Source organism: Eubacterium multiforme (assembly GCF_030813415.1).
In the GTDB taxonomy this organism is placed as follows: Bacteria; Bacillota; Clostridia; order Clostridiales; family Clostridiaceae; genus Clostridium; species Clostridium multiforme.
In genome coordinates, this window is the sequence record NZ_JAUSUF010000014.1 from 18,909 (window position 1) to 45,055 (window position 26,147).

The following is a 26,147-nucleotide window of genomic DNA, read 5'->3' on the forward strand; positions in this document are numbered from 1 at the left end:
TTTCTGTATTTTATGTAAGAAAAACTATACCTTATGCAATCTATATTGTAATTAAAAATTTTAAATTATATAATTTAAATAACCTAGGATACAAAATTTAGAAATTACACTGGTGGAGAGTATAAATGATAAAAATTGGAATATGTGATGATGAAAAAAATATTATAGATAGAATAGAAAGCTATATAAATAATTATAAAGATAAAACATTTAATATAATTACTTATAATAGTGGAGAAGAGCTTTTAAAGGAAAAAAGGTTTTTTGATGTAATATTTTTAGATATTGATATGCCTAAGATAAATGGTCTTGAAACAGCAAAATTTATAAGGGAATATGATAAAAATGTAAAAATAATTTATGTAACAAGTTTTACTGAATATGTTAATTTAGCCTTTGGAGTACATGCTTTTGGATATTTAAATAAACCTATTAATGAAAAGGATATACATAAGCAATTAGATGAAGTTATTTCTTATTTAAGTGAAAAGAAAGAGGAAGAATTTATTGAGTTTGTTACTACAGAAGGCATTTTAAGATTAAGACCAAAGGATATATATTATTTTGAATATATAAATAGAAAAGTAAATATTAAAACAAAGGATAAAGTTTATGTTTTAAAAGAAAGGATAACAAAGATTGCAGAAACTATGAGTAAATACAATTTTTTAATGCCTCATAAAAGTTTCACTGTTAACTTATTTTATGTAAAATCCATAAAAGGCTATGATATTTTTATGATGGATGGAAGTATAATTCCACTATCTCAAAAGAAGTCAGTAGAGTTTAGAGAAAAACTAAATATATTTTTAGAAAATTGTATTTTGCTTTAAAGGTAGGGTAAATTTATGTTAAATAATTCTATACAAATTTTAGGACAAATAATAGCTATTTTATTAGGATTCTTTTCTACTTATATAATATTTGATTTTATGAAAAGATTTAAAAGAAATATATATCATAAAAGGTATGTTTACATACTAGCTTATATAATATTTACAGCAATTCTTTTTATAAGTAATATATTTTTTACTGGAACAATAAATTTAATTTTAAGTTTATTAGGAACAGTTATAATAGGACATTTTCTTTATAATAATGAAAAAATATATATTTTATATTACAGCATATATGTAATGGTTTTATTTTCCTTCCAAATTATAGTGTCTGTAGTTTTTAATATAGCTTGTTATTATTTTAATATTAATTTTTATAACATAGAGATTTATGGAATTACACTTTCTATAATAACTCAATTTACTTATTTAAGTGTTTCAAGGTTTTTTATAATATGTTTTAAGAATAAAAATATAAAAAGAATAACAAAAATACAATACTTAAATTTCTTTGTACTACCTTTGTTTAGCATAATTTATATTAGTACTTTAATGATGTACATTCAAACTTATATGTCTATAGAGGATTTGATTTTATTATTAATAAATATTTTATCTATTGTAGTTTTAAATCTTTTTATTACTAATATTTTTGAATCTATATCAAAGAATAATGAACTTAAAAATAAAATAATGTTATATGAAGAGCAGTCTAAAATGCAATATGAATACTATAATTCACTAGAAAGTAAGTATAGAAGTTCTAGAAAAACAATTCATGATATAAAAAATCATTTACAAACAATAGAGGATTTGTATAGGACAAATGAATATGAAAAGGGGAAAGAATATACAAAAGATATGTATTTACTTTTAGAAAAGTTTTCCCAAAAGAAATATACAAATAATAAAGTTTTAAATGTTATTATAAATGACAAGTTTTTAAAGGCTAAGGATTATAATATAGAATTTATTTGTAAAATAGGTAATGTAAATTTAGATTTTATAAATGATATAGATTTAACTACAATTTTTGCAAACCTTTTAGATAATGCTATAGATGAAACTAAAGAAATAAAAGATAGTAAGAACATAACATTAAAAATAGATAAGTTTAATGAGTTTATTGTAATTAATTTAATTAATTCATTAAATAGTAAACCTATAAAAGGAAAGAAGTTTTTTAAGACAACTAAAAAAGATCACAAAGGATTTGGACTTGAAAATGTAAGTATTACATTAGAGAAGTATGAAGGTAATATGAGAATTAATTATGATGAAGATAAGTTTAAAGTAAATATAATTATTCCAATTAATAATTAGGAGTTTAATATTATGAAATTTACAGCTTTAATGATATGTTTTTTTATAAATATAATTATAAGTTTTGGAATTCCTATAGGTGCATTTATATATTTTATAGTAAAGAGGAAAAGGTGTATAAAGCCATTTATTGTAGGGATGATAGTATTTTTAATTACACAAGTATTTTTAAGAATACCACTACTTCAAAATGTTTTAGTAAATATGGATTGGTATAATAATTTATCCGTTTTTTATCCTGTTTTATATGCTTTATTTTTAGGTATTACAGCAGGGGTTTTTGAAGAAGGTGGTAGATATTTAGGATTTAAAATAGCTTTAAAAAATAATAGAAGATGGATAGATGGAATTGCTTTTGGATTTGGACATGGAGGAATAGAAGCTATACTTATTGTTGGATTATCTAGTATAAAAAATTTAATTACATTAATATCTTTAAATAATGGAACTTATTTAGGGGGAAATGCTGAAAGTTTAAAATCATTATATTTAGAATTAAGCAATATAAATGTATTATTTGGAGGAATTGAAAGAATATCAGCAATTATAATTCATATAGGATTAACACTTATAGTTTTATATGGAATTAATAAAAAGCAAATTAGATATTTAATATTAGCAATAATAATACATGGTGCTATAGACTTTATGTCAGGAATATTTGTAATGAGTGGAATGAATATAGTATTTAGTGAACTTTTCATTGGAACTTTTGCTTTAGGTCTATTAATTTTTACAATTAAGTCTAGAAAGTTATTTAAAAATTTAAAAATGTTTTAAAAAACTGTTATTTTATATAAAATTTTAAATAAGGCTATGCTTTAGAGCAGTATTGAGTTTAGATAGCCTTAAATGAATATTAAAGGGGTGTATTAATAATGAAAAAATTTGTATCTATTTTAGCAATAATTTTTTGTGTAAGTCTATTTGTAGGGTGTGGTGCTTCAAAGTTAAGTTCTAATTATAGCGAAGACAAGTTAAAATCAGCATCAGAAGAGGTAATAACTAATTTAAATAATGGAAAATATAAAGATGTAATTAATACTGGTAGTGATGAATTAAGGAAACAATTACCAGAGGCAAAACTAAAGGAAGCCTTTGAAGGAGTAAAAAATAAAGTTGGTAAGTATGAAAGTATAGAAAAGATGTCCTTTCAAGAAAAGGATGGTGTTGCTGTAGTTATAGCAATAGCTAAATATGAAAATGGAAAGGTTCAATTTACATTATCTTATGATAAGGATATGAAACTAGTAGGAATTTATATGAAATAAAAATTTTATAAAGGATAAATATATAAGGAGATTGTAAGATTTGCAATCTCTTATTTTTATAAATATTATTACTAAATTTAATAGGTAAAACATATTATAAAATGTATTGGCATTTATACTTAAATGTATGATAAAATAAGTTATATATGGAATAATCTGTTAGAGAAATTTTTATATGTGTGTTCAGGGGGATTAATCATTATGAGAAAAAAGAATAGGACTAGAAAAGTTATGATAGGAGTTATAGTTTCCTTTTGCATTTTAATTGTTATATATTTTGGTATGTCCATATATTTTAAAAGTCATTTTTATTTTGGAACTAAAATAAATTCTATTAGTGTATCAGGTAAAACTGTGGAAGAGGCAAAAGAGAAGATGCTATCAGAAGCTAGTTTGTATAAGCTAGAATTAGAAGGAAGAGAAAATATGAAAGGAGAAATTAATGCCTCTAATATTAATTTAAAGTATGACTTAAATGAGGAGCTCTACAAGTTAAAGGATAATGAAAATCCTTTTGCTTGGATAATTAAAGTTTTCACTTCAAAAGATTATAAATTATCAAAAGTAGTTTCTTATGATGAAAATCTATTGAAAAAATCATTAAACAACTTAAGCTTTTTTAATGAAGATAATGTAGTTAAGCCAGAAAACCCTAAATTTAAGTATAAGGATAAAAGTTATGAAGTTATAGATGAAGTTATTGGAAATAAAGTCAATAAAGATATATTATATAAAAATGTATCTAACGCAATTATTAATGGTGATAAAAAATTAAATTTAGAAGAAAAAAATTGTTATGAAAATCCAAAATATACTTCAGGATCTGATGAAGTTAAGAAGGTTAAAGAAAATCTTAATAAATATGTATCAACTGAAGTTACTTATATAGTTCCCAATAATAAAGAAGTTTTAAATGGAGATACAATAAATAAGTGGCTTAAGGTAGATAAAAATTTAAAAATAAAATTTGATGATAAAGAGATTAAAAATTATGTAGATTCTCTTGCAAGAAAATATAATACTTTTGGAAAAACTAGAGATTTTAAAACTTCATTAGGCACAACTGTACAAGTTACTGGAGGAAATTATGGTTTTGCAATTGATACTTCAGAAGAGGTTAAAGATTTAATAGAAAATATTAAAAAGGGAGAAACTATAAGTAAAGAGCCTAATTATTTGCAAACAGCTCTATCAACTAATGTTAACGATATTGGAAATACTTATGTGGAAATAAATTTAACAAAACAACATATGTGGTTTTATAAAGATGGTAAGCTTATGACTAATGGACAAATAGTTACTGGAGATGTAAGTAAAAATTATGGAACTCCAGCTGGAATTTATAGATTAACTTACAAACAAAGAAATGCAACTTTAAGAGGAGAAAATTATGAAACACCTGTTAGTTTTTGGATGCCTTTTAATGGAGGTATAGGAATTCACGATGCTGTTTGGAGAGGATCTTTTGGAGGCAGCATTTACAGAACAAATGGATCTCATGGATGTATAAATACTCCATATAATGTAGCACAAATAATATTTAATAATATTGAGGAAGGTACTCCTGTTATTTGTTATTTTTAGTATAGGTATTATAAATTATTAAATAAAAAAAGGTTCTGCTTTTAGTAAAGTAGAACCTTTTTGTGTTTAATTTATATGTTCGCTTTGGAAGCCTTTACGTTTAATTGAATGTTTTTTATTAGTTCTATTATGATTTTTTCCTTCTTCACTAGTTATTGGAGTTTGATAATTACATTTTTCCATTCTAGCACTTTTATTATCTGGCTGACTATCTTTTGTCATATTTTCACCTCCACTAAGTATTAAACTTAGTATTTCTAGAAAAGAATAAAAAAATACTTTAATAAATAAAATTAGTCGTTAATTTTGTTTACTAAGAAAGCTACATTTTCAGAAAATCTTTCAACAGTAGAAATACCTTCTTCATCTTCTAAAGCAGTACCTTCTTTTCCTGCAAATACAATATTCCAATAAGTTGAACCTGGAACTATCATATCATTTGTAAGGTAGAACATCATCATTTCTTCAATAGAAGATGTAAGTCCTCCACGTCTAGCAACTGCTATTGGTCCTCCAACCATTCTTGACAAGAATCTTCCATTATCTTTAGAGGCCATTGCTATTCTTTGAAGTGCAACCATAAGTTCACCTCTTACAGTTCCCCAGTATACAGGACCACCAACTATAAGACCTTGAGCATTTTTAATTTTTTCAATTATTTCATCAAATCCATCAGTAGATTTATCGCTGCTACTCATACAATCTTTTACATCTAATCCTGCTATAGAAACAACTTCAGCTTCTACTCCGTTTTTTCTTATAACATCTGCACATTTTTCTAAAGTAGTTACAGTATTTCCATTAGCATTTGGACTTCCACTTAATAATATTACTTTTTTCATTTTAACATCACCTTTAATTATTAATATTTGTAAATTTTTCTATATTTAAATGGTAATCCATTAAAATTTTTATGTCAATAATTAAAGGATAAGCTTTAGTTCAGTATTTATTTTATATTTTTTATTAGAAATGAGGATTTATTTCTTCCCTTTGAATTCTTTTTAAATCTTTTAATCTTAAATGGGTTTTTTCCATAATTACATCAAAGGTTTCTCCAGCAATTATCATTTCCTTGGCAATATCATTTACTGATTTATTTTCATCTTTCATTTGTATAAACCTCCTAATTAAAACTTATAATCAATATTTATTTTGCCATTATAACAATAAATGTATTCATTAAGTAAAATAACTATTTTAAATTACCTAAAACTAGATTTTTATAGAAAATAAATCCTTTAAAAAGTATAGTTTTAATATTATATAAAGTTAAAAGAATTTTAAATTTTTATGAAATATATGCTATAATTAAAAGGGTAGAAATATAAAAAAAATTACCAATAAGAATAAAAATAAATGTGTCTTACAAAGTAAAACAAGAGGTGAAAAATGAAGATCGATTGGAACAAAAAATATAATACTATAGCTGTTTATACATTTATTGTAATTTGTGCAAGTATTGTTTTTTATTTAGCAATATCACAGATGGGTTCTCTTATGAGTAAAATAGGGAATATAATAGCTATACTTAAGCCATTTATTTTAGGTTTTGCCATGGCTTATATTTTAAATTTCGTTTTAAAGTTTTATGAAAATAAAGTATTTGAAATGTCCGCTTTTAAAAAGGTTAAGATAAAATCAAAAAGAGGACTAGGATTATTATTTACATATGTTACTGCGTTATTATTTATTGGATTGTTTATACAGTTTGTACTTCCACAATTAATTGATAGTATTGTTGGACTTGTTAATGATGTACCTGTATATATAAAGGATGCAAATAATTTTATTAATGAAACTATAGGTAGTCTTGATGTACAAGAACATTATTTAACATTAATAAATGAAAAGTTTAATGGATTAATAGATTATATTATTAAGGCATCAACAAATTTAATTCCTATGTTTGGAGCAATCTTAACAAATCTTTTATCAAGTATTTGGAACATAATGTTAGGACTTATAATTTCTATTTATCTTTTAATAGAAAAAGAAAAGTTTTTTGCTTTAAATAAAAAAATGACTTATGCAATATTACCTAAAAGAGCAGCTGATAAAACTATAGAGTTAACTCATAGAAGTAATGATACTTTTGGAAAGTTTTTAATTGGAAAAATATTAGATTCCTTTATTATTGGTATAATAACATTTTTAACATTAACAGTTGTTAGAATGCCATATTCACTTTTATTATCAGTAATAATAGGTATAACAAATATAATTCCTTTCTTTGGTCCATTTATTGGAGCAATACCATCAGTTATAATAGTTTTATTTGTTTCACCAGTTAAAGCATTTTGGCTTATAATTATAATATTTATAATTCAACAAATAGATGGAAATATTATAGGACCTAAAATACTTGGAGATTCAATTGGTATATCAGCTTTTTGGATTTTATTTTCAATATTAGTAGCTGGAAAATTCCTTGGAGTAGTAGGAATGATTATAGGAGTTCCTTTATTTGCAATTATTTACTCTATAATTAAAGAAATTGTAGAGGATAAATTAAAGAAAAAGGGATTAAAGGTTGATACTAAAGATTATATGTAAAATTATATTATTGTAATTAAATTTTATAGATTTAGCTAAATTATTAAAAAGTCACTATAAATATAGTGACTTTTTTTGAGATTGTTTTATATTATAAAGTAATGTAAATATGTATTTTACTAGATATAATAAAAGACTGTTTAAGAAATAAAAATCTCTTAAGCAGTCTTTAAAATTCATTACAAATTTTATAAAAAAGTATTAGAAAAAATTATATTAATTGTGTAAAATAGTAAGTAAACATTTATTTAAAATATAGTTAAAGAAGGAGGAGAAGCAGTAATGAAATTAATTTTAAATTATTTAAAAAGATATAAAGCATTAATTGCATTAGATGTTCTGTCGGTATTTGGGTTTGCTTTAGTTGAACTTGGAATACCTACAATAATAGCAAAGATTATTGATGTTGGTATAGTTCATAATGATATTCCCTATATTAAAAAAATGGGAACTGTAATTATAATAATTTCTATAATAGGAGTTCTTGGAACTATATTACTTGGATATTGTTCTTCAAGAATTTCTACTAGTATGACTAGGGATATTAGAAATGATATATTTGAAAAGTCACAGGAATTTTCACATAGTGAGTATGATAAATTTGGAATTTCTTCTATGATTACTAGAACTACAAATGATGCTTTTCAATTACAACAGTTTGTTAATACAGTTTTAAGAGTAGCATTTATAACACCAGTAATGTTTACTATAAGTTTATTTATGATAGTTAAAACAAGTTTATCATTATCATTAGTTTTAGCTATAACAATTCCATTTATAGTGGCAGGAGTAGTAATTGTAGCTAAAGTATCTCATCCAATGTCAATTAGTCAACAAAAGGGACTAGATAAGTTAAATCGTATATCTAGAGAAAATTTAACAGGAATAAGAGTTATTAGAGCTTTTGGAAATGACCATCATGAAGAAGAACGATTTAAAGATACTAATGAAAGTTATGCAAATATTTCTAAAAGATTAAATAAACTTATGTCAATTACTCAACCTACCTTTTTCTTATTATTAAATTTAGCTATAATTGCAATCTTTTGGATTTCAAGTAAAATGATAAATTCAGGAACGTTAGAAGTTGGTCAATTAGTTGCATTTATAGAGTATTTATTTCATGCAATGTTTTCTATTATGTTATTTTCTTTAGTTTTTGTAATGTATCCAAGGGCAGAAGTTTCAGCTAATAGAATTCAGGAATTATTAGATGAAACACCTCTTATTAAGAATCCTAAAAATGGAGTTAAAGATACAAAGGAAAAAGGATATATAGAGTTTGAAAATGTTACCTTTACTTATCCTTATGGAGAGGAACCTGTACTTAAAAATATATCATTTAAAGCAAAAAAAGGAGAAACGATAGCTTTTATAGGAAGTACTGGTAGTGGAAAAAGTACATTAATTAATTTAATTCCAAGATTTTATGATGTTACAGAAGGCAGTATTAAAATAGATGGGGTAGATGTTAGAGATTATGACTTAAAAGCTTTAAGAAGAAAAATTGGATTTATACCTCAAAAGACATTATTATTTACAGGAAGTATAAAGAAAAATATTAAATTTGGTAAGAAGAATGCCAAAACAGGAGAAGTTGAACATTCAGCTAAAGTTGCTGAGGCTTATGAATTTATTTCAAGGAAACCTCATAAATTTGATGAAGAGATAAGTGAGGGTGGATCAAATGTTTCTGGTGGTCAAAAGCAGAGATTATCTATAGCAAGGGCTGTAGTTAGAAAACCTGAAATATATATTTTTGATGATAGTTTTTCAGCCTTAGATTTTAAAACAGATGCAATGGTTAGAGAAAAATTAAAGGCAGAAACAAAGGAATCAGTAGTTTTAATAGTTGCTCAAAGAATTAGTTCAATTTTAAATGCAGATAAAATTATAGTCCTTAATGAAGGTGAAGTTGTAGGAATTGGTACCCATAAGGAACTTCTTAAAAATTGCAATATTTATTATGAAATTGCTACATCTCAGCTTACAAAGGAGGAACTAGCATAATGAATAGATTTGAAAAAATAAAAACTAATTTAAAAAAGCTTTCTCCTTATGTTAAAAGATACAAAAGAGGATTTTTATCTGCTATTTTATTTATAGTTATAGCAGCTATAATAAGTGCAATTTCTCCAAAGGTTGAAGGTCTTATAATTACTAGACTTACAGATGATGTAATTGAAATAGCAAAAGGAATACCTGGAGTTACTGTAAATTTTAATTATATTTTTAAAATACTTGTTATATTAGCTTGCTTTTATATTTCATATACACTTTTCACATATGCTGCAACATTTTTATTAACAAATGCAATTCAAAATACTATGAGAGATTTAAGAAATGCTGTTCAAAATAAAATTAGAAAACTTCCTATAAGTTATTTTGATAGTAACAGTTATGGGGATGTATTAAGTAGAATATCTAATGATGTTGATACCATATCTAATGCATTTCAACAAAGTTTTAGCCAAGTAATTAATTCTATATTAGCTGTTGTACTTGCAGTTTCAATGATGTTTACAATTAATATAACTATGACACTTATAGCAATACTTATAATTCCTATAAGTTATTTTGTTTCAAAATTTATTGTAAATAAATCACAAAAATTATTTGAAGGACAGCAAAATGCTTTAGGCAAATTAAATGGTAAAGTTCAAGAAATGTATACTGGATTTAATGAAATAAAGTTATATGGAAAAGAAGAAGATTCAATAAGAGAGTTTAAAGAAATTAATAATGAACTTTGTACTAATGGATTTAAGGCGCAGTTTGTATCTAGTATGATGTCACCTTTAGTTTCCCTTGTAACATATTTAGGAATAGCAGTTATGGCAATTATAGGACCTATATATGCTATAAAGGGAATAATTACAGTTGGTAATCTTCAAGCTTTTATTAGATATATATGGCAAATTAATCAACCTCTTTCTCAAATAACTCAGTTATCTTCAAGTATACAGGCAGCCTTTGCAGCAATAGAGCGTGTATTTGAAATATTAGATGAAAAGGAAGAGAGTAAGGATCCAGAGCATCCAATTAAAATAAAAAAATTACGTGGAGATGTTACATTTGAACATGTTAAATTTGGATATAATGATGATAAAATTCTTATAGAAGATTTAAGTGCAGAAGTTAAAAGTGGTCAGAGGGTTGCAATTGTTGGACCAACTGGAGCTGGAAAGACAACCTTAATTAATTTATTAATGAGATTTTATGATATTAAAGGTGGTTCAATAAAAATAGATGGAGTAGATACTAGAGATATGAAACGTGAGGATTTACGTTCAATGTTTGGAATGGTTCTTCAAGATACATGGCTATTTAATGGAACAATTTATGAAAATATTGAATATGGTAGATTTGGAGCATCAAAAGAAGAAATTATTAAAGCTGCTAAAATAGCAAATGTACATCACTTTATTAAAACTCTTCCAGATGGTTATAATATGTTTTTAAATGAAGAGGCATCTAATATATCACAGGGAGAAAAACAATTATTAACTATAGCAAGAGCTATAATTTCAGATCCTTCAATTCTTATATTAGATGAAGCAACTAGCTCTGTAGATACAAGGCTTGAAATATTACTTCAAAAGGCTATGCAAAATATAATGAAGGGCAGAACAAGTTTTGTTATAGCTCATAGACTTTCAACAATTCGTAATGCAGATTTGATTTTAGTTATGAATGAAGGAAGTATTATAGAACAAGGAAACCATGAAGAGCTTATGGCAAAGGGTGGCTTTTATGAGAAACTTTATAATAGTCAATTTGCAAATAGTGAAGAGAAATAATATTAATAATTAATTGATAAAAGAAAAAAGAATTTCTAAAGTATTAAAAAGCTGTAGACAAACTACAGCTTTTTTTGCACAAAAAAATATTAATAATATATTTACAGTAAATTATATTATTAATGGGAAATATAATTATAAATTTGGTGTTTTAATCAAAAATTTCCATAAAATAATATAAGTTTTATAAAGTGAGAAGGATTTATTTAAAAATAAGGGTATTTACATATAAATTTAAATAAAAACCTTTGATGTATTATTAAAATATATTAAGAATCTATATACAAAATAATTAAATTATAAATTATTTTAATAAAATTAAGTTTAAAACTTAGTTTCATTTTTAAAAAATTTCTCTAAAGTGATATATTTTTTTATGTAGTTAATAATAAAATGAAAAGGGGGTATTATATATGGAAGAAAATAAAAGTAAGAAAAGATTAAAGAAAGTCTTTAGCTTTGGAACATTAATTTTATGGTGTGTAGTAGTTTTAATATTATTATTTAATTCTCCATCTCTTAGTAAGCTAGTTACTAAAAAGGGAGGAATACAATTACCTAATGATTATTCATCGAAAATCTCTAGTATTTTAAATGAAAACAATAAGTTTAATAGCAATGATAGTTACATAGCTGTATTCCATTCTAACAATGGATTAAATGAAAATGATAAAGAAAATATTAAAAAGACTATTGAAAACTTAAAGAAAGATAAATCAAGTATTTATATAGACAGTATAGTTAACAGCTTTGATACTCCACAATTAAAATCTCAATTAGTATCAGGTAATAATAAAACAATAATGGCACTAATTACAATAAACCCAAATGGTGCACAAACTAATACTGTAAAGAAGGCAATAGATAGTAAGTTAAAAACACCTGGAGTGGAAACATATCTTACAGGAGAAAAGCTAATAGAATCTGATGTTAATTTAGCAGCACAGAGAGGACTTAATAAGACACAAAGTATAACAGTGGTATTTATATTTATTGTATTAATATTATTATTTAAATCAATAGTAACTCCATTTATACCTTTATTAACTGTAGGAATCAGCTATCTTGCAGCACAATCAGTAGTAGCAATTTTAGCTGGTAAATATAATTTTCCTCTTTCAAATTATACTCAAATATTTATGATATGTATAATGTTTGGAATAGGAACAGATTATTCTATTTTACTTTTAAATAGGTTTAAAAGGGAGCTTGCAGGTGGGGCAGATAGATTTGAAGCTGTAAAGACAACATATAAAACCGCAGGTAAGACAGTATTATCTAGTGCAACTTCTGTATTTGTAGTATTTGCTTCATTAAATTTTATAGGATTTAATTTATATAGAAGTGCAGTAGCTGTTGCTATAGGTATAGTATTTTTAATAGGTGCATTATTTACAATATTTCCATCAGTTATGCTGCTTCTTGGCAAAAATATTTTTTGGCCTGTTAAAAAGAAAATTTCAGTTGAGGAAAATAAATTATGGGGAAAACTTGGAAACTTTGCTTTTAGTAAGCCAGTACAAACTTTGATTATTATAGTAGTAATACTTATAGTTCCAATACTATTTAATAATTGGAATGAATCCTTTAATAATTTAAATGAAATAGGTGATAATTATTCATCTAAAAAGGGATTCAATATTGTAGCAGATGATTTTGGAATTGGAAAAGCTTCACCAGTATCTATATATATTCAAAATGGTGAAAATATGAAAAAGCCAGAGTATATAGCTTTAATAGAGAAAATATCAAATGATTTACAAAATTCTAATAAAAACATTAATTCTGTTTTAAGTGTTACAAGACCAACAGGAACTAGGTTAGATGAAATATATGTAAATAATCAAGCTGGAGATGTTTATAAAGGAGTAAAAAAAGCAAATGGTGGTTTAAATGAAATTAAAGGTGGATTAAATAAAGCAGGAAATAAAATAAATAGTTCTAAATCAAAATTAAAGGGAGCAGAGAAGGGAACAGAAACACTGCAAAATGGTACATTGAAAACTAAAAATGGTGTAAATGAACTTCAAGATGCCTTAAAAGAATTAGAAAATAGTATTAATTTAGAACATAATGGTGCAACTGAATTAAAGGACGGCGTAGATAAGGCACAAAAGAAATTAGATAAATTAAAATTAAGTAAAAGTGAAATTGAAAATGCTTATAATGAGATAACTGGTAAGGTAAGTAGTATATTAGATAAGGTAAATAAATTTAACAATATAGCTAATAGTTCAGGAATTGTAAATATTGATAGCAGTCAATTTAAAGATGTTTTATCATCAGTTAAAAAAGACTTAAATGCATATTTAGCAATGCATCCTGAAGCAGCTAAAGATAAGAATTTTCAAAAGTTTGTTAATGATATAGATACTTTAGCAAACAACACAAATAATATACAAGGAAAACTAAATAAAGATATATTTAATCAAATAAAAGATTTAAATGGAGATATTGGATTTTTAAATAATTCAATGAAAGAATTAAATAATAAAAAAGATCAAATAATGAATGATTTAAATAAGTTTAATTCAGGAATTTCAACAGTTGAAAGTGGATTAAATGCTTTGGATTCAGGACTTGGTAAGTCTTCAAAAGGTGGAGCAGAAATACTTGGAAAAGTACCTGAGATTTCAAGTGCTTTATCTAAAATAGCTAATGGACAAGAGCAGATAGAAAATGGATTTAAACAATTTTCAGGAGAGGTAAATGAATTATCAGAAGGATTAAAATCAGGTTCTAATGGTATTCAAGAAATACAACATGGACTTAAATATGCTAATGGTTTTATTAATGATTGGTCTAACCTTTCTTATAATGTTTCAGGAATTTGTGTTCCAATAGAAGTATTTAATAATAGTGAATTCCAACAATCATTAAATCAATATATAAGTCCAGATGGTAAGCTTGCAGTTATTAATGTAATAACTGATAAGAATCCATACTCTAATGAGGCTGTAAATGAAATTCCACAAATGGAGAATGTAGTAAATAACAGTATAAAAGGAACTAATTTAGAAAATGCAAATATTGGAGTTGGAGGAATTGCAAGTACAACCTATGAAACTAAAATGATGGCACAAAAGGATTATAATAAGGCATTGATTTTTGTAATAATTGGAGTATCAATAACTTTAGTTATAATATTAAGATCTTTAGTAATGCCAATATATTTAATGGCATCACTTATATTAAGTTACTTTACATCATTAAGTATAATTCAAATTATAGTTGAAAAAGTAATGGGCTATCCAGGTATATCATGGATAACATCATTCTTTGGATTTGTGGTACTTATGGCCCTTGGAATAGATTATTCAATATTTATAATGACAAGATTTAATCAAGATGATAACAGTGATATAAAAGAACGTATAATAACAACAATGAGATTAATGGGAGGAGTAATATTATCAGCTGTAATTATATTAAGTGGAACATTTGCAGCATTAATCCCATCAGGAGTATTATCTTTAGTTGAAATAGCAATGGTTGTTTTAGCTGGTATATTACTTTATGTTGTAGTTATATTACCTTTATTTATTCCAGCTATGGTAAGAATATTTGGTAAAGCAAATTGGTGGCCATTTAGGGTAATGATAGAAAAAGATAACAAAGATAATGAAAAAGGCAATGAAGATAATAAAAATTAAAATTTGTGTTGACAAATAATTCTAAATAATATAATATTAGATAAATAAATTTTTTAAATAAATTCTGTGAAGAGAAAAAGTAAATTATAATATTGTTCCAAAGAGAGTTGGCATTTTGCTGAAAGCCAATGTTCAATATATATTTGAAAATCATCTCTGAGAAGTAAGGCTGAAAGTTTTAGTAAGCTTTATCGGACATTTCACCGTTAAAAGAAAAGCGTATTATTTAGTACGTAACTTAAGAGCTATAAAGATATATTTATATTTTGTTATATTTTTATAGAATTAGGGTGGTAACGCGATTAAACCTCGTCCCTTATTTTAGGGACGGGGTATTTTTATATTTAAGGGGGAATTTTTATGGACATAGAAGGAGACATTATTATGAATTGAAAAAGTTAAATAAAAAATTGGGGGCGACTAAAATGAACAATTTATCAAAAAAAGATTTATTACTTGTAAGCTTAATGCTTTTTTCATTATTTTTTGGGGCTGGTAATTTAATATTTCCACCATTTTTAGGGCAACAGGCTGGTGGATCAACTTGGGTTGCTATGGGAGGCTTTTTTATTACAGCAGTTGGATTTCCAGTGCTTGGAGTAATTGCTGTAGCAAAATCAGGAGGACTTCAATCTTTAGCAAAGAGAGTAAATCCTACCTTCGCAATTATATTTACAGTTTTAATTTATCTTTCAATAGGACCTTGCCTTGGAATACCAAGGGCAGGAAGTCTTCCTTTTGAAATGGCAGTAGCACCATTTCTTCCAAAGGGATTAATTTCAAATACATGGGCATTATTTATATATACTTTAATATTTTTCTCAGTAGCTTATTGGTTATGTTTAACACCATCTAAGTTAGTAAATCGTATGGGAAAAGTTTTAACACCAACATTATTGATTTTAATATCAAGTATTTTTATTGCAAGTTTAATTAAGCCAGTTGGAGAATATGGAAAAGCAACAGGGGAATATATAACTTCACCCTTTGTTAAAGGATTTTTAGATGGATATTTAACTATGGATACAATTGCAGCATTAAATTTTGGAATAGTAATTTCGCTAGCTATAAAAGCAAAAGGTGTTAAAGAGGAAAAACAAGTTGTTTCAAATTCAATTAAAGCAGGATTAATAGCAGGGACTTTATTAATAGTTATTTATTCTATTCTTTCTCATTTAGGAGCAGCAAGTGGTGGAAGATTTGGAGAAACAGCAAATGGGGCTCAAACTTTAGCTAATATAATGTTATATATTTTCGGAAAACCTGGAGTTGTTTTACTTGCATTTACATTTACCCTTGCCTGTTTAACAACATCTGTTGGACTTATAACTTCATGTAGTCAATATTTTGAAACTTTAATGCCAAAGGTAGGTTATAAAACTTTTGTAAGAGTACTTACTCTTTCAAGTATGGTTTTAGCCAATATGGGACTTACAAAAATTCTTGCAGTATCTGTTCCAGTATTAAATGCAATTTATCCAATTGCTATAGTTCTTATATTATTAGCTATTCTTGATAAATTTTTAAATAGTAGTTCAATTGTATATTCTTTTACAATTGTTTTTACAGGAGTTATAAGTGTTATTTATGCATTAAGTGATACAGGAATTTCTTTAAGTTTCATAAATAATTTAGTACACAAATTACCTCTTTATTCACAGGGACTTGGATGGGTTATTCCATCAATTGTAGGTTTTATATTAGGATTATCTTTAAAATTTATTAAAGAAAAGTCTTTAGAGAAAAATGTAAATATAGATAATGTTAGTGAATAAGAGCTAATTAAAAATATAGATTAAAATTAAAAATATAAAGCTGATTTTTGTGACAAACATAAATCAGTTTTATATTTTTAGAAGTGTTTTCCAAGTATTAATTTTTGCTATAGACAAATCCGAGTAAATAACTTATAATTAAATGAAAATAATTATCAGTTGAAAGGAGATCGGTATGAGTAATGTAACAACAGCATTTTTATTAACTTTGCTTGCAGGATTAGCAACTGGAATAGGTAGTTGTATAGCATTTTTTGCTAAGAAAACTAATACAAAATTTCTTTCTGTAAGCTTAGGTTTTTCAGCTGGAGTAATGATTTATGTTTCTATGATAGAAATATTTCAAGAAGCAAAAGAATCATTAGTAGGTGCAATGGGATTGAAGCTTGGAAGTTTTATAACTGTTCTTTCATTTTTTGGTGGAATAGCAGTTATAGCTATTATAGATAAATTAGTGCCAAATAAAGAAAATCCTCATGAAGTAAAGTCAATGGAGGATGTAAATGATGAAGAGGTTAAGAAAAATAAACATCTTTTAAGAACTGGAATATTTACAGCTCTAGCAATAGCAATACACAATTTTCCAGAGGGACTAGCTACCTTTGTATCAGCTTTAGATAATGCAAGTGTAGCAATACCAATAACTATAGCAATAGCTATTCATAATATACCAGAAGGGATATCAGTTTCAGTTCCTATTTATTATGCAACAGGGGATAAGAAAAAGGCATTTATATATTCATTTCTTTCAGGAATGTCTGAACCTGTAGGTGCAATAATTGGATATCTTTTACTTAGAAATATTTTTAATGACGTAACATTAGGAGTACTTCTTGCAGCAGTTGCAGGTATTATGGTATTTATATCTATAGATGAATTATTACCAACTGCAAGAAAATATGGAGAACATCATCTGTCTATTTATGGATTAGTTGCAGGTATGGCTGTTATGGCAATAAGTTTATTATTGTTTATGTAATAATAGTATGGATTTATTAAATATAAATTGTATAATTAATATATAAAGAAATTTAATAAGAAAGGTTATAAAGGTAATTTTAATATGAAATTTGAATTAACTATAAATGAATTAGGTGAACTTCTAAAAAAATTAGGAGAACAATATAAATTAGACTTATTAGCTAAGATAAAATTAAGTGGTGGATGGATGACACTTAATGGAGAAGCTCTTATTGAAGGAACACCAGTGGAAGGTGCTTGTAAAAGTAAAGGGAATAATATTATAACTATAAGAGTTAAAGGTAATAATGAAGAGGGAACTCCTATTAAAATTACAGGAGCAAAAAACTCAAAGTTTAATATAGATTTATCATCAACAAGATATAAGGAATTACGTCCTAGAAATTTAAATATTGATACAATAAAAATAAATGATGAGGAATGTAAATTAAGAATAGATGAAGATTTAATGTTTAAGATAAATGCTACTGTAGATGAGGTTTCAAAACTTATATAGTTAAAAATAAGAGGTGAATATAAATTATATTCACCTCTTTACTTTAATTAGTTATTAAATTCAATTTTAAGATTATATATTTATGGCTTTTGACTTGAGTATTAATGAAGGGGCACTTTCGTTTCTAATTTCCCTATAGTCGTATGGCTCATCCTTATATAATTTCACTTCTTCTAATTTTTGAATGTCCTCAAAATTAAATTTTTTACTCTTACCAAAAAAACACATAAATATCACTCCTTTGTTAATCTACAATCTATATATAACCTTTTTTAGAAAGAAAAGCAAGAGGAATATTAGTTTGAAATTTTTAATTTATCAATAAATGAGAGAAAATATGACATAAAAATATTAAATTATTAAAATAAAGGCTTTAAATTAATGATATATCAATAAAATAAAGAAAACTTTATTGTTAATTTATAGAGAATTTTAATAGGTGTAATCCTTATACTTAATAAATAGAAAAATTTAGTGTGGTATAATGTAATCATTATGTTTTAAATAGTAAAAATGCACATTGATATTTAAAAAATATTAAAATTATATAAGTTTTAATATTATAAAATAGGAGAGATGCTTATGGAGAAATGGAAGAGAAACTTAATTGTGTGTTGGTTTGGAACTTTTGTTACTATGATTGGAATGAGCCAAATAGCACCTATTTTACCTATTTATGTAAAGGATCTTGGAGTTTCAAGTATAAAATTAGTTGAACAAATTTCAGGAATAGCTTTTGGTGCTACCTTTGTAGCTTCAGCTATATTTTCTCCAATATGGGGAAAGCTTGCAGATAAATATGGAAGAAAGCCAATGCTTTTAAGAGCAAGTCTTGGAATGGCAATTGTAGTAATTTCTATGGGATTTGCACATAGTGTAAAATTTCTTATAATTCTTAGACTTTTACAAGGAACTATATCAGGCTATAGTACAGCGTGTACAACTTTAATAGCTACCCAAACTAATAGAGAACATGCTGGAGTAGCACTTGGTACATTATCAACTGCTGGAATAGCAGGATCATTATTTGGACCGGTAATTGGTGGGTATTTGGAACAGGTTGTAGGAATTAGAAATGAATTTTTCATAATAGGTACTTTATTGTTTATTACATTTATAGCATCTTTAATTTTTGTAAAAGAGGATTTTAAACCTTCAGAAGTAAAGGTACTTAATTTTAAAGAGGTTTGGGAACTTATTCCGGATAAAGTATTAGTAATTTCTATGTTTATAACATCATTTATGTTACAATTAGCATTCTATTCAATAGAACCTATTATAACTGTGTATGTAACAAGCCTATCTAAAAATGCAACAAATGTTGCTTTTATTTCAGGATTAGTTTTTTCAACTTCTGGTTTAGCTAATATATTAGCAGCAAGAAGACTTGGAAGATTATCTGATAGGATTGGTGCACATAAAGTTATGCTAGTGGCACTTATAGTTGCTGGAATTGTATTTATTCCACAAGCCTTTGTAAAGAATCCTTGGCAGTTAATGGGACTTCGTTTTATATTAGGATTAGCAGCAGCAGGACTTACACCTTCAATAAATACAATTATTAAAAAGATAACTCCTGATGCTATTGTAGGTAGAGCCTTTGGATTTAATATGTCTGCATTATATTTAGGAACATTTTGTGGTTCTGTTTTAGGTGGACAAATATCTGCAGCATTTGGTATAAAATATATATTCTTTATAACAAGTGGATTACTTTTATTAAATTCACTTTGGGTATATAAAACAGTTTATAGAAGAATGAATAATATTGAATACAAAAGATGTATCTAAAAAATAGTATTCAAATAAAATACCGTAAAACTCTTAATTAAGAATTTTACGGTATTTTATTTGTAAAAGAATTAATCAAAATTATTTTTTACAAATATGCTCTTGAACATCCATTAAAGCCTCTCCAAATCTTTGGAAATGAACTATTTCTCTTTCCCTTAAAAATTTTAAAATTTCTTTAATTTCATAGTCATCAGTTAAGTTTATTAACCATTGATAAGTAGCTCTAGCCTTTTGTTCTGCTGCCATATCTTCATGAAGATCAGCAATTACATCACCTTTAGCTTGTATATAAGTTGCTGTCCATGGGTTTCCTGTTGCATCAGTATAGTATAATGCTTTACCATGGTCTGTATAATGTCCACCAAGACCAGCTTTTTTTAGTTCATCAACAGTTGCATTTTCCATAAGTTGATATATCATAGTTGCAATCATTTCAACATGGGCAAGTTCTTCAGTTCCTATATCAGTTAATAATCCTTTAGATTTTCCAGTTGGCATTGTATAGCGTTGATTTAAATATCTAAGAGCAGCACTTAATTCGCCATCTGGTCCACCATATTGTGATACAAGAAATTTTGCCATTTTAAGATCTTTAGATTTAAGATTTATTGGATATTCTAATGTTTTTGTGTAATACCACATATAAAAATCCTCCTAATTAACAATTTTCCCAAGGCCATGGGCTATTTACCCAATTTTTGGGGTTTTCTACAAAAGCGGAACCAAAGTTTGTTAGTGGTCCATATTTTTTTTCATATTCACTAACTAAACAGCTTAAATTAGCAGATACTTCCTCGTAATCTTCTGTAGCTTTCTTATTATTAGGAAAGTTATCAAGGTATAAATTAAGTTCTACAGCATAAAATAGGTATTTTCTAATATCCTTTAGCAAATCTTTTTCATACATAAATATCACCTCTTAAATTTTTAACATTTTTCATCTTCATAATATGGCTGATAAAGGTCTTTGAAAATTGTTCCTTTTTTTAGAGCCTCATCAAGAGGAAATAAATGTTCGTATTTTTGAGGCAAAATGAATGATTTTGCATAACAGTATTTTTTTGATTTACAATCATCAAAAATGTCTAAGTCGCAAATTAAACTTTCATAATCATATTTGTGCATTAAAAAATCGTCCCTTCAAAAACAATGCTTTACAATCATATTATGGCGAATAAATAAGTTTTGTGACGATTCTAAAATATAGTATAAAATAAAATTTTAAAAGTAAAGGAATACAAAAAAATTAAATTTTAAAATATATTGTAATTATTTTTTTTGATAGTATAATCATATTATTACGAAAGATAATTAAGGGGGAAGCATTTAATGTTAAATGATTATTACGTAGATTTTAAAAATATTTCACAAGTTTTTAATGAATACTGCACTGGAGAAGAAGGACTAAGTAATAACAGTAACAATGTTATAAATTATTTAAATAATTTAGATATGCAATTAATTAAAGCTATAAAAGTTATTTTACATATAGGAAAAAATGAAAACAATAATTGTATACATACTCCACATGAGTTATACAAAAAAACTATGAATTCCTTTGATATATTAAGAGGATGGAAAGATAAAGAAACAGAAATAAACAGCCTTTTAATTGATTCATCTATTGGTGAGTATTTTGATAATGGATTAGAAATTCTTAAAATGAAATAAATTATAATATAAATACAGTAAGGAAACACAATTAATAAATAAATTTATTAATAATGTTTCTTTATTTTTTTTATAAATTTACTTATAAGAACATATTAATATAAATATAGTAATTTAAATAAGGAATAAAATATATATGGATTCAAATGAGTATCATAATTCTTTAAATTATAAAAATTTCAATATTGATATGACAGAATTTGTTAATGAAAATAAATTAAATAGTGGAACAGACTATTTAATAACAACATCATTAGAAAATAAGTATACCTATATTTTTAAAAGGAATGGAGAGATGTGGGTTCAGCTATATAAATGGATATGTACAGTTGGTAAAGCATCAACACCAACTATAAAAGGTATATTTAATATAACAGGAAGAAAACCAGGATTTGGGACTGAATTATATAGTGTTAAATATGCCACTAGAATTATTGGAAGATATTATTACCATTCAGTTCTTTACGATAAAACAGGGAAGTATGTAATTGATGGAAGACTTGGGATGGCATTAAGTCATGGGTGTATAAGGCTAAAAGTAAATAATGCAAAATGGATATATGATAATATACCAGATGGAACAACTGTTATAATTGCATAGGAGTAAATTTAATGTATAGTAAATAAAAAAACCACCTAAAAAGGTGGTTTTTATAAATATTAAGCTCTGTTAACTGAACCGAACATTTCCATTTTTTCTTTTACTAAAACTTTTATAGCTTCAAATCCAGGAGCAAGAAGTTTTCTTGGGTCAAATCCCTTTCCTTCTAAGTCCTTTCCAGCTTCAATGTACTTTCTAGTAGCTTCTTGGAATACTAATTGACATTCTGTATTAACGTTAATTTTTGAAACTCCAAGTGAGATAGCTTTTTTGATCATATCATCAGGAATTCCTGTACCACCGTGAAGAACTAATGGCATTGGAGCAGTAGCTTCTTCTATAGCAGCTAAAGCTTCAAAATTAAGTCCCTTCCAGTTTGCTGGGTATTTTCCGTGGATGTTTCCGATTCCAGCTGCTAACATTGTAACACCTAAATCAGCTATTTGTTTACATTCTTGAGGATCTGCGATTTCTCCAGCTCCAATAACTCCGTCTTCTTCTCCACCAATTGAACCAACTTCAGCTTCTAATGATAAGCCTTTTCCTGAAGTTAATTTAACTAATTCTGAAGTTTTTTCTATATTTTCAGCTAATGGATAGTGTGATCCATCAAACATAATTGATGAGAATCCAGCTTCAATAGCCTTATGAGCTCCTTCATAGCTACCGTGGTCTAAGTGTAGAGCAACAGGAACTGATATGTTTAACTCATCTAACATTCCGTTAACCATTCCAACTATTGTTCTGTAACCACACATATATTTTGCAGCACCTTCTGATACTCCTAGTATTACTGGTGATCTGTTTTCTTCTGCAGTCAATAATATAGCTTTAGTCCATTCTAAATTGTTGATGTTGAATTGTCCAACTGCGTATTTGCATTCTCTAGCTTTATTTAGCATTTCTTTTGCTGAAACTAACATGTGCAAAACCTCCATATATTTATATAATTTTTTTTGAGAAGTAGATGCTATTACATATATTTCTCTCTATCTAGTAGTATAACCCAAAATTGTAATTATGAAAATAGTAAAATATATAAAATTAGCCTATTAGATATCATATAAGTAGATTATCTCCACTAGATATAATAATATAGAAAAATTATTAACCTTTTATTAATTAATCATTTTGTTTCCAAATGTTAATTTTTTTTACTTATATAAAGAGTAGTATATATACATATACTATAATTAGAAATTATAAATAAATCTTATGCAAAAGATAAAAAGTAGGGGAACGATTTAAATGGAAATGAACGGTAAAAACAACAGAAGATCTGAAAAAAGAAGAAAAGCTAAAAAAAGGAGAATTATAACTGGTGTTATACTAGTTGTACTATTAGTGTCTGGAGTTGGAATTTATGCTTATGCTCATCACAAAAATAGTAGTAATTCACAAGTTACAGAACAAAAGGCTAAAGGAAAAACAGGAGAAAATGGTACTAGTGCAGCTGAGGAACAGCCAAAGCCAACAGATATAATGAAAGGCCAAAATATAATAAATTCAGCTAATAGTTATGCTGTACCTGCAAATGATGTTTTAAAAATGATGCAATCTAAAAAGCCTATAAACAATGAAAAGGAAGTATTTTTAACTTTTGATGATGGACCAAGTGAAAATACAAGTAATATTTTAAAAATATTAAAGGAAGAAAATGTACATGCTACTTTCTTTGTATTAGGTTCACAACTTAAAAATAATCCTGAAAACCAAAAATTATTAAAGGATGAAATTGATAGTGGAAATGCAATAGCTAATCATACATTTAGTCATGAGTATCGCAAATTATATCCAGGAAATAGTGTTAATGTAAAAGTATTTATGAATGAAATAAATGAAAATAATGAGCAAATGAAAAATATTTTAGGACCAAATTTTGATTCAAGAGTTTTAAGAATGCCAGGTGGATATATGTCAAGAGCATATTATCATGATCCTCATTTAAAACAATTAAATGAAGCATTTAGAAAAGAAGGAATAATATCTATTGATTGGGATGCAGAAACTGGAGATGCAGAATCAAATACTTATTCAGTAGAACATTTAGTTTCTAAAGCTAAATTTTATATGGAAAGAGAAGATCATGTAGTTTTATTAATGCATGATGCAGCAGCTAAGAAGTCAACAGTAAAGGCATTACCACAAGTAATAAAAATGTTTAAAGATAATGGATATAAATTTAAAGTAATAAAAAATGCTCCAATGAGTTATTTTGAAAAATCTAATAATACTTCAGGTAATAAGCCAGCAAACAATAATTCAACAGGAAGTTCAACAAATAATAATAAATAAAAATAAGGCAAGAATTTAATTCTTGCCTTATTTTTTTAGTTATATAATATTTTCCTTGATGTATCATTATAATATGGTGAACTTGGATAAGAATCTTCTAATTGTTGAGCATATTTTTTTGCTTGAGACTTATCACCTTTATCATTGTAATACAAGCATAAATTATATAATACTTCAGCTGTATATAAATCTGAATGTGGATATTTCTTTAAATAGTCTTCAAAATATTTAACTGCATCATCTTTTTTATCTAATGCATTATATGTTGAACCCATAAAGTATAATATATGAGGTTCTAAATAACTTCCATCACAGAACTTATAAGCCTTTGAAAGATTTTCTAGGGCTACATCATATTTTTTATCTTTGTAACTATCTAAACCTTCATTGTAGAATTTTTCTACTCCATCTTTCTTCATCATATCAGTAGCTTGATCATAAGTTTCTTTAGCATCAGATGGAACCTTATCTTTAGGCACTTCAGTTAATAAAGTATAAATAGCATTCATATCTTTATCTTTCATTGCTTTATCAAGATTAGCCTTAAGATTTTCCTCTGCTTTTTCTTCTTTAACAGCTTGACTTTGCTCAGTATTATTTGTAGAAGGAGTATTATTAAAGTGTTTTACTGCGGCATAAGAAGCTGCAACTATTATAATTGCACAAACAGCAATTATTGCAGATTTTTTTCCTTTACTTAATGAAGTTTTAGTATTTTTAGAAGTTTCCTCAGTATTAGAGGTATCATTATTGTTTTCTTCTGTTTTGGGTGAATTATTATCATTATTTTCATTTGAACTTTCTTCTTCAAATGAATTTTTTTCTTCATTAATAGAAGATGTATTTAAATTTACATCTTCGGAAGGTTCATCTATGTTTTTCGCTGATTGTTCAGTTATTTCTTCTGCTAGTATTTCAGTTGCTTTTTCATTTTGATTAGTAACTGTTTCTTCAGTATTTTCTTTAGTTGACTCTTCAGTCAAATTTTCAGTTGGTTTCTTTATGTTATCCTCTGAAAGGGTAGGCTCTTCTTTAATTTTATTACTTTCTTCACATATTTCATCAGGAGCATTAGGAGTTTCTTCGTTTGCTGAAGGAGACCCTTCTTTTGATGCTTCATTAGGATTTACGACATCCTCTATTTCACCTTCTGGTATACTACTTATAGTGTTTAAATTATCATAACTTAAAGCTTTTTCTTTAGTTTCTTTGTCCATATCTGCAAGACGCATTTTAGCAGTAGGATTATTATTATATTCAGAATTAATTTTCCAATTTAATATTGCTTCATCAATTCTGTCTAATTTAAATAAAATCTCACCTTCAAGTTCTAAGGCTTTTTCATTGTTATAATCTTTAGTCAAAATTTTGTCGCAGATTTTTAAAGCTTCCTTATAATTTTTATTTTTAAAATATTTATTAGCTTTATCTAATTTTTTTTCAAAATTACCCATAGTTCCTCCTTAGTTAATCCACCCTCTCTTTTATTTTAATACATATTGTCAACGAAT

General features: G+C 26.1%; 25 protein-coding genes and 1 other annotated feature. Of the genes, 16 read left to right on the top strand and 9 right to left on the bottom strand.

The window, feature by feature from the left end; translation table 11 throughout:
- The first annotated feature begins 125 nt into the window (after positions 1–125).
- The 5 genes from J2S18_RS14180 (at position 126) to J2S18_RS14200 (ending at position 5,014) form a co-directional block, all read left to right on the top strand.
- Entirely contained in the window at positions 126–833 is a 708-nt protein-coding gene (locus J2S18_RS14180; protein ID WP_307487764.1) for a LytR/AlgR family response regulator transcription factor, read from the top strand.
- A 15-nt stretch (positions 834–848) separates the two neighbouring features.
- On the top strand, positions 849–2,159 hold the full coding sequence (locus J2S18_RS14185) for a sensor histidine kinase (RefSeq protein ID WP_307487766.1): 1,311 nt from the start codon (positions 849–851) through the stop codon (positions 2,157–2,159).
- 12 nt (positions 2,160–2,171) lie between these two features.
- Positions 2,172–2,939, top strand: a complete 768-nt coding sequence (locus J2S18_RS14190) for a YhfC family intramembrane metalloprotease (RefSeq protein WP_307487768.1) — start codon at positions 2,172–2,174, stop codon at positions 2,937–2,939.
- Positions 2,940–3,037: 98 nt separating this feature from the next.
- On the top strand, positions 3,038–3,430 hold the full coding sequence (locus tag J2S18_RS14195; RefSeq protein WP_307487769.1) for a DUF3887 domain-containing protein: 393 nt from the start codon (positions 3,038–3,040) through the stop codon (positions 3,428–3,430).
- 201 nt (positions 3,431–3,631) lie between these two features.
- On the top strand, positions 3,632–5,014 hold the full coding sequence (locus tag J2S18_RS14200) for a L,D-transpeptidase family protein (protein WP_307487771.1): 1,383 nt from the start codon (positions 3,632–3,634) through the stop codon (positions 5,012–5,014).
- A 66-nt stretch (positions 5,015–5,080) separates the two neighbouring features.
- Here the strand turns inward: J2S18_RS14200 and J2S18_RS14205 are convergent, their stop codons facing one another.
- The 3 genes from J2S18_RS14205 to J2S18_RS14215 form a co-directional block, all read right to left on the bottom strand.
- Positions 5,081–5,236, bottom strand: a complete 156-nt coding sequence (locus tag J2S18_RS14205; protein ID WP_307487773.1) for a hypothetical protein — start codon at positions 5,234–5,236, stop codon at positions 5,081–5,083.
- Between the two features lie 71 nt (positions 5,237–5,307).
- Positions 5,308–5,856, bottom strand: a complete 549-nt coding sequence (locus J2S18_RS14210; RefSeq protein ID WP_307487775.1) for a flavodoxin family protein — start codon at positions 5,854–5,856, stop codon at positions 5,308–5,310.
- Positions 5,857–5,980: 124 nt separating this feature from the next.
- Entirely contained in the window at positions 5,981–6,127 is a 147-nt protein-coding gene (locus J2S18_RS14215; protein WP_307487776.1) for a hypothetical protein, read from the bottom strand.
- 279 nt (positions 6,128–6,406) lie between these two features.
- On the opposite strand from J2S18_RS14215, the gene J2S18_RS14220 reads away from it, so the two are divergent.
- The 7 genes from J2S18_RS14220 to J2S18_RS14250 all read left to right on the top strand — a co-directional run bounded on the left by J2S18_RS14220 (position 6,407) and on the right by J2S18_RS14250 (position 18,275).
- Entirely contained in the window at positions 6,407–7,570 is a 1,164-nt protein-coding gene (locus J2S18_RS14220; protein ID WP_307487777.1) for an AI-2E family transporter, read from the top strand.
- Positions 7,571–7,852: 282 nt separating this feature from the next.
- Positions 7,853–9,580: an ABC transporter ATP-binding protein gene (locus J2S18_RS14225; RefSeq protein ID WP_307487778.1), complete on the top strand. Its 1,728-nt coding sequence runs from the start codon at positions 7,853–7,855 to the stop codon at positions 9,578–9,580.
- On the top strand, positions 9,580–11,370 hold the full coding sequence (locus J2S18_RS14230; protein WP_307487779.1) for an ABC transporter ATP-binding protein: 1,791 nt from the start codon (positions 9,580–9,582) through the stop codon (positions 11,368–11,370). Before J2S18_RS14225 ends, J2S18_RS14230 begins: the two co-directional genes overlap by 1 nt.
- A gap of 413 nt (positions 11,371–11,783) precedes the next feature.
- Positions 11,784–15,023, top strand: coding sequence for an MMPL family transporter (locus tag J2S18_RS14235; protein ID WP_307487781.1), 3,240 nt, complete (start codon positions 11,784–11,786; stop codon positions 15,021–15,023).
- A gap of 57 nt (positions 15,024–15,080) precedes the next feature.
- Positions 15,081–15,343, top strand: a binding site (T-box leader).
- 105 nt (positions 15,344–15,448) lie between these two features.
- On the top strand, positions 15,449–16,798 hold the full coding sequence (brnQ, locus tag J2S18_RS14240) for a branched-chain amino acid transport system II carrier protein (protein WP_307487782.1): 1,350 nt from the start codon (positions 15,449–15,451) through the stop codon (positions 16,796–16,798).
- Positions 16,799–16,973: 175 nt separating this feature from the next.
- Positions 16,974–17,777, top strand: a complete 804-nt coding sequence (gene zupT / locus J2S18_RS14245; RefSeq protein WP_307487783.1) for a zinc transporter ZupT — start codon at positions 16,974–16,976, stop codon at positions 17,775–17,777.
- An 84-nt stretch (positions 17,778–17,861) separates the two neighbouring features.
- Positions 17,862–18,275 carry a UDP-N-acetylglucosamine pyrophosphorylase gene (locus J2S18_RS14250; protein ID WP_307487784.1) on the top strand — a complete coding sequence of 138 codons (414 nt, stop codon included), beginning with the start codon at positions 17,862–17,864 and terminating at the stop codon, positions 18,273–18,275.
- Between the two features lie 72 nt (positions 18,276–18,347).
- On the opposite strand, the gene J2S18_RS14255 is transcribed toward J2S18_RS14250, so the two are convergent.
- Entirely contained in the window at positions 18,348–18,503 is a 156-nt protein-coding gene (locus J2S18_RS14255; RefSeq protein WP_307487786.1) for a hypothetical protein, read from the bottom strand.
- Between the two features lie 354 nt (positions 18,504–18,857).
- Between J2S18_RS14255 and J2S18_RS14260 the strand changes: the two genes are divergently transcribed.
- Entirely contained in the window at positions 18,858–20,066 is a 1,209-nt protein-coding gene (locus J2S18_RS14260; protein ID WP_307487787.1) for a multidrug efflux MFS transporter, read from the top strand.
- Between the two features lie 81 nt (positions 20,067–20,147).
- Here the strand turns inward: J2S18_RS14260 and J2S18_RS14265 are convergent, their stop codons facing one another.
- Genes J2S18_RS14265 through J2S18_RS14275 form a run of 3 tightly spaced genes read right to left on the bottom strand, consistent with a single transcriptional unit; the run spans position 20,148 to position 21,194 of the window.
- The gene (locus J2S18_RS14265) at positions 20,148–20,711 is read right to left on the bottom strand and encodes a manganese catalase family protein (RefSeq protein ID WP_307487789.1); all 564 of its coding nucleotides are present in this window, start codon (positions 20,709–20,711) and stop codon (positions 20,148–20,150) included.
- A 16-nt stretch (positions 20,712–20,727) separates the two neighbouring features.
- A complete protein-coding gene (locus J2S18_RS14270; RefSeq protein WP_307487791.1) occupies positions 20,728–20,976 on the bottom strand; it encodes a spore coat protein CotJB in 249 nt (82 codons plus the stop codon).
- 20 nt (positions 20,977–20,996) lie between these two features.
- Positions 20,997–21,194, bottom strand: coding sequence for a spore coat associated protein CotJA (locus J2S18_RS14275; RefSeq protein WP_307487793.1), 198 nt, complete (start codon positions 21,192–21,194; stop codon positions 20,997–20,999).
- A gap of 204 nt (positions 21,195–21,398) precedes the next feature.
- On the opposite strand from J2S18_RS14275, the gene J2S18_RS14280 reads away from it, so the two are divergent.
- Both J2S18_RS14280 and J2S18_RS14285 read left to right on the top strand, forming a co-directional pair.
- Positions 21,399–21,740, top strand: coding sequence for a hypothetical protein (locus J2S18_RS14280; protein ID WP_307487795.1), 342 nt, complete (start codon positions 21,399–21,401; stop codon positions 21,738–21,740).
- A gap of 136 nt (positions 21,741–21,876) precedes the next feature.
- Entirely contained in the window at positions 21,877–22,341 is a 465-nt protein-coding gene (locus J2S18_RS14285; protein WP_307487797.1) for a L,D-transpeptidase, read from the top strand.
- A 59-nt stretch (positions 22,342–22,400) separates the two neighbouring features.
- Here the strand turns inward: J2S18_RS14285 and fba are convergent, their stop codons facing one another.
- Positions 22,401–23,264 (bottom strand): class II fructose-1,6-bisphosphate aldolase, encoded by an 864-nt coding sequence (fba, locus tag J2S18_RS14290; protein ID WP_307487799.1) that lies wholly within the window; start codon positions 23,262–23,264, stop codon positions 22,401–22,403.
- Between the two features lie 325 nt (positions 23,265–23,589).
- Between fba and J2S18_RS14295 the strand changes: the two genes are divergently transcribed.
- Positions 23,590–24,636 carry a polysaccharide deacetylase family protein gene (locus tag J2S18_RS14295; RefSeq protein ID WP_307487801.1) on the top strand — a complete coding sequence of 349 codons (1,047 nt, stop codon included), beginning with the start codon at positions 23,590–23,592 and terminating at the stop codon, positions 24,634–24,636.
- A gap of 35 nt (positions 24,637–24,671) precedes the next feature.
- Here J2S18_RS14295 and J2S18_RS14300 read toward each other — a convergent pair whose 3' ends face one another.
- Entirely contained in the window at positions 24,672–26,090 is a 1,419-nt protein-coding gene (locus J2S18_RS14300) for a tetratricopeptide repeat protein (RefSeq protein WP_307487802.1), read from the bottom strand.
- Between the last annotated feature and the right edge of the window lie 57 nt (positions 26,091–26,147).

Coding starts and splice junctions, on each gene's coding strand:
- J2S18_RS14295 (WP_307487801.1), top strand. CDS start 23,590: ATGGAAATGAACGGTAAAAACAACAGAAGATCTGAAAAAAGAAGAAAA.
- J2S18_RS14255 (WP_307487786.1), bottom strand. CDS start 18,503: ATGTGTTTTTTTGGTAAGAGTAAAAAATTTAATTTTGAGGACATTCAA.
- J2S18_RS14300 (WP_307487802.1), bottom strand. CDS start 26,090: ATGGGTAATTTTGAAAAAAAATTAGATAAAGCTAATAAATATTTTAAA.
- J2S18_RS14285 (WP_307487797.1), top strand. CDS start 21,877: ATGGATTCAAATGAGTATCATAATTCTTTAAATTATAAAAATTTCAAT.
- J2S18_RS14250 (WP_307487784.1), top strand. CDS start 17,862: ATGAAATTTGAATTAACTATAAATGAATTAGGTGAACTTCTAAAAAAA.
- J2S18_RS14180 (WP_307487764.1), top strand. CDS start 126: ATGATAAAAATTGGAATATGTGATGATGAAAAAAATATTATAGATAGA.
- J2S18_RS14280 (WP_307487795.1), top strand. CDS start 21,399: ATGTTAAATGATTATTACGTAGATTTTAAAAATATTTCACAAGTTTTT.
- J2S18_RS14220 (WP_307487777.1), top strand. CDS start 6,407: ATGAAGATCGATTGGAACAAAAAATATAATACTATAGCTGTTTATACA.
- J2S18_RS14185 (WP_307487766.1), top strand. CDS start 849: ATGTTAAATAATTCTATACAAATTTTAGGACAAATAATAGCTATTTTA.
- J2S18_RS14195 (WP_307487769.1), top strand. CDS start 3,038: ATGAAAAAATTTGTATCTATTTTAGCAATAATTTTTTGTGTAAGTCTA.
- zupT (WP_307487783.1), top strand. CDS start 16,974: ATGAGTAATGTAACAACAGCATTTTTATTAACTTTGCTTGCAGGATTA.
- J2S18_RS14215 (WP_307487776.1), bottom strand. CDS start 6,127: ATGAAAGATGAAAATAAATCAGTAAATGATATTGCCAAGGAAATGATA.
- J2S18_RS14270 (WP_307487791.1), bottom strand. CDS start 20,976: ATGTATGAAAAAGATTTGCTAAAGGATATTAGAAAATACCTATTTTAT.
- J2S18_RS14200 (WP_307487771.1), top strand. CDS start 3,632: ATGAGAAAAAAGAATAGGACTAGAAAAGTTATGATAGGAGTTATAGTT.
- J2S18_RS14205 (WP_307487773.1), bottom strand. CDS start 5,236: ATGACAAAAGATAGTCAGCCAGATAATAAAAGTGCTAGAATGGAAAAA.
- J2S18_RS14210 (WP_307487775.1), bottom strand. CDS start 5,856: ATGAAAAAAGTAATATTATTAAGTGGAAGTCCAAATGCTAATGGAAAT.
- J2S18_RS14275 (WP_307487793.1), bottom strand. CDS start 21,194: ATGCACAAATATGATTATGAAAGTTTAATTTGCGACTTAGACATTTTT.
- brnQ (WP_307487782.1), top strand. CDS start 15,449: ATGAACAATTTATCAAAAAAAGATTTATTACTTGTAAGCTTAATGCTT.
- J2S18_RS14225 (WP_307487778.1), top strand. CDS start 7,853: ATGAAATTAATTTTAAATTATTTAAAAAGATATAAAGCATTAATTGCA.
- J2S18_RS14235 (WP_307487781.1), top strand. CDS start 11,784: ATGGAAGAAAATAAAAGTAAGAAAAGATTAAAGAAAGTCTTTAGCTTT.
- J2S18_RS14230 (WP_307487779.1), top strand. CDS start 9,580: ATGAATAGATTTGAAAAAATAAAAACTAATTTAAAAAAGCTTTCTCCT.
- J2S18_RS14260 (WP_307487787.1), top strand. CDS start 18,858: ATGGAGAAATGGAAGAGAAACTTAATTGTGTGTTGGTTTGGAACTTTT.
- J2S18_RS14190 (WP_307487768.1), top strand. CDS start 2,172: ATGAAATTTACAGCTTTAATGATATGTTTTTTTATAAATATAATTATA.
- fba (WP_307487799.1), bottom strand. CDS start 23,264: ATGTTAGTTTCAGCAAAAGAAATGCTAAATAAAGCTAGAGAATGCAAA.
- J2S18_RS14265 (WP_307487789.1), bottom strand. CDS start 20,711: ATGTGGTATTACACAAAAACATTAGAATATCCAATAAATCTTAAATCT.